The sequence below is a fragment of the Oleiphilus sp. HI0043 genome (assembly GCF_001634935.1).
In genome coordinates this window covers 1-721 of the sequence record NZ_LWEY01000345.1, presented here as the reverse complement: position 1 = coordinate 721, position 721 = coordinate 1, and the positions used below count along the sequence as shown (strand labels likewise).

General features: G+C 48.0%; 1 protein-coding gene. It reads left to right on the top strand.

The window, feature by feature from the left end; all coding sequences use genetic code 11:
- On the top strand, positions 1-721 hold a 721-nt coding region (locus A3729_RS04865), incomplete at both ends, for a ferrous iron transporter B (protein WP_197475564.1).

The window sequence follows — 721 nt, the reverse complement described above, 5'->3', positions numbered from 1 at the left end:
AAAAGTTACCCGGGACTATCTTCTCTCTGCCGACGCTGACCTGATCGTTAATGTGGTTGATGCCTCGAATCTTGAGCGTAACCTCTATTTCACTGTGCAATTACGAGAAATGGGCGTTCCAGTGGTCGTGGCGCTGAATATGATGGACGTTGCCCGCAAGCGTGGCATTAGTCTCGATGTTGAACGCTTAAGCGAAGCCTTATGTTGCCCGGTGGTGCCTATCGTCGCTGTGACAGGGGAAGGCTTGAAAGGTTTGGCTAGCGCGATCAAGTACGAGTTAAGTTCCAGCGAGCAGAACTCAATCGAGCTGGTACATGAAGACTTGGTTGAGCAGGCAATCCTATCCGTTTCCGGCTATCTACCAGCTACTGTTAAAGCAAACGAACAACGCTGGGTCGCGACTAAGCTTTTGGAAAATGATAGCGCTGTATTGGGCGCAATTGAATCGGCTGGTCAAAAAGAGCTGCTATCAAGGGTTTCCCATTGGCAGAGCAAGATTGAAGAAAGAACCGGGGAAGACGTCGACATACATATTGCTGATGGGCGCTTTAATCATGCACATTGCTTATCGCAAGAGGTAATAAAGGAAGCTGGTGTCGTGGGCAAGAATCTATCTGATAAGATAGACCATATTGTACTCGGGAAGCGCTTGGGAATCGGTATATTCTTACTGGTTATGTATGCGATGTTTACCTTTACGATCAACGTTGGCGGTGCCTTT